We start from the raw sequence: 2,771 nt of genomic DNA on the forward strand, positions 1-2,771 counted from the left end.
ATATTGTACGGTGAATATTTCATAAATAGAAATTTAGTAAGGGTGTAATTATATTGTTTTAGGGAATGTTTTTATGCCGACGCGATAAATTTTGTTTGGTTTTCGCTTACTTTCCCTATAATGATTATTTACGGGAATGTTCGGAAATGATTTGTGCTGAAAATTCTTGATATTTTCATTTTGAATTCAACCATTTTAGGGAATGATTTTTCTGTTTTTACCGAAATTTGCTCTGTAACACACTCTTACTTATAGACTTACGCTTATGCCCCATTTTTCGCCAAATCTGTCTAGTTCCCTTTTAGTAAATATAAGGAAGAAGCGAGAATAAATAAAGAAAGTAGAGCAGTAGACGAATCCCTTGAGCAAATATTTAATTCATTAAAGGAAGAAGATAAAAATAATATAAAACAAAGGGTAAGATTTGAAGTTGATAAATTAAAAGTTAAACCGGAATTTGAAGGACCAATATTAAGAAGCACAAGATTAAAAATATTAAGGGAGGAGTTTTTAAGTAAAGAAATAAAAACCTAGATACGAACACTCTCTAGTAGCATCCGCAACGATCACGACCAGACATATCTGGCGAAATTTTAAAGTAGCCCTGTTAAATAAAAAATTAAATAACTTTTGGGATTTATAGAAAAGGGAATATTGTCTAAAGTAAACGGTCGTTTAATATATTCCATTTTTGTTGTCATTTATTTCATGCCAAATTTTTTATCTAACTTATTAAGGTATCTTTCCAGCTGTTTAATAGTTGTTAATGATCTTGGGTAATTCCTTTCTTTCCTCCAGTTGCTAATTGTATATACAGTTACTTCAGTACCTATAGCTGCTTCCATAACGGTAATATCACCTTTATCTATATATTCTCTAAGTCTATCTACTAAGGGTTTTGATTTCATTTTAAAAAACAATACCATTGTTTAAAATGTTTGTCAAGTCTTTTTTATTATAAAATTACCAGTAAATTTATTTCTAACCTAATTATTATATATTGTCAAGTCTTTTTTATTATATGTCAAGCCAAAATAGAAATGTCCTATTCTTACCAAAGTAGAAATGTCCTATTTTGTTAAGATTAGTAGTAGTAAATTTTTCTTTTTGTTAATTCTGTGCATAATGTGGATAACTCCTTGTCTTGTATTTTCTCCATGGATGATCCTTTGGCGGTATGTAGACTTTTCTTATTTTGAATTCATACGGTTTTCCCTCATCATTAGCTCTCTTTGATCTGTTTGTTATTTCTCTGTAGTTTAAAGCTTCCCCTTTGTATGCTATTGATATTTTCCCATCTATATGTTCGCAGACTAAAACTTTCTTTGCTCTTATCAGGTTCTCTACCTGACAAAGCTTATTATCATAGCTTATTGTGAAGTCGTTTCTCAGCACTCTCACAGTCTTCCTGCAAAGAATATCATCCAGATTTGCGCTTTCCGGAACTGCTCTGTGCAGATCTGACTTTTTTGCAGGCTCAACCCTGAATCTTTCGTTATAGATCGGCAAATATTCATCCAGAAACTTGTTAGCTTCTTCTTTGGTCTTAATTCCCTTAAGTCTCATTTCCTTTATCAGTCTATCCTGAAATGTCTTAAAAAGTCTCTCTATCCTTCCCTTTGCCTGCGGAGAATCTGCATGGATTACATCTACTCCTAACTCCTCACACGCTCTCTCAAATTGACTCAGCGGCTTTCTATTGTTTAACTCATCTTCTATCGTTGGTTTTCCGTTAGATTTTTATGTTGTGTGCTTGTCTAAATATATACTGGTTGGAATACCATTTTTATTTATATACTTCTTAAAACTATCCATTGCCGGCATTGTTCCTTCATAATCATAAAATCTAGCTGATACATCATTCGTTGCGTCATCTATATATCCCATCAAAACTAGCTCAGATCCCCTTCCTTCCAACCAGTCATGATGCGATCCATCCATCTGTACCATTTCTCCAAAACATTGCTTTCTTTCCCGCCATTGACGATGCTCTTTGTGGTTGCGGCTTACTTTCCATTCACCTTCTGCTATGAGCCAATTGCGTAAAGTTTCATCACTCAGCTTAATCTTATCTATTTCAAAAAGTTTTTCGCTCGCAAGTAAGGGTCCAAATCCTTTGTATTTCTTTTTGTAGAGACTTATGATCATGGCTCTTATCTTCTTAGGTATCGCTGCATTTGATGGCTTTCCTCGTGATTTATGCGCTATCCCTTTATCTCCTTCTCTCTGAACTGCTTTTACTATTCTCCTTATCTGCCTGTCGCTCAAATTTAAAACAGCCTTTGCTTCTATCTGCTTTAATTCTCTATCCAGTATCTTGTGAATTACATGCAGACGCTTTAATTCCCTTTGACTCGCCATGATTATGCCCCTTTCTGCCATAATGCCCTCCTCTTAAAGTGGGTATTATAGCTTCCTTAAAAGCGGACATTTCTATTTTGGCTAATTAGGACATTATCATTTTGGTGTTACAGTCTTTTTTATTATAAGGGCATTAATAATTATGGAAACTGACTTTCTGTGGATAACTTATTGAGTTACCCACATCACTTGGACAACTCCGAAAGTCTTCGGACTTGACCACAGTTCCCACAATACTATTATTTTTTTCTCTCTCTTTTATCAACCCCCAAACCCCATACGTGTTAAGTTAAGCGATGCATTTTCTGATTATGGGTTTCTCAATTTCGAGTATTGGATCACATTGAGTTTCCATGATTTCGAGAGTGGTCAGGCGTGATCGCTGTCGGTTTTTGAGACAAGCGGGAATG

Annotated in this window: 3 protein-coding genes; all 3 read right to left on the reverse strand. The window is 34.5% G+C overall.

Translation table 11 applies throughout. The features are described 5' to 3' along the window. Positions 1-701: 701 nt before the first annotated feature. The 3 genes from KKC91_00155 to KKC91_00165 all read right to left on the reverse strand — a co-directional run bounded on the left by KKC91_00155 (position 702) and on the right by KKC91_00165 (position 2,382). A complete protein-coding gene (locus KKC91_00155; protein ID MBU0476970.1) occupies positions 702-908 on the reverse strand; it encodes a hypothetical protein in 207 nt (68 codons plus the stop codon). A 202-nt stretch (positions 909-1,110) separates the two neighbouring features. After that, a complete protein-coding gene (locus tag KKC91_00160) occupies positions 1,111-1,566 on the reverse strand; it encodes a hypothetical protein (protein MBU0476971.1) in 456 nt (151 codons plus the stop codon). 174 nt (positions 1,567-1,740) lie between these two features. Further along, positions 1,741-2,382, reverse strand: a complete 642-nt coding sequence (locus KKC91_00165; GenBank protein ID MBU0476972.1) for a hypothetical protein — start codon at positions 2,380-2,382, stop codon at positions 1,741-1,743. Between the last annotated feature and the right edge of the window lie 389 nt (positions 2,383-2,771).

Source organism: bacterium, assembly GCA_018812485.1.
In the GTDB taxonomy this organism is placed as follows: Bacteria; JAHJDO01; JAHJDO01; order JAHJDO01; family JAHJDO01; genus JAHJDO01.

Excerpts from the sequence above, each read along its gene's own strand:
- KKC91_00160 (MBU0476971.1), bottom strand. The coding sequence starts at position 1,566 with ATGAGACTTAAGGGAATTAAGACCAAAGAAGAAGCTAACAAGTTTCTG.
- KKC91_00155 (MBU0476970.1), bottom strand. The coding sequence starts at position 908 with ATGAAATCAAAACCCTTAGTAGATAGACTTAGAGAATATATAGATAAA.
- KKC91_00165 (MBU0476972.1), bottom strand. The coding sequence starts at position 2,382 with ATGGCAGAAAGGGGCATAATCATGGCGAGTCAAAGGGAATTAAAGCGT.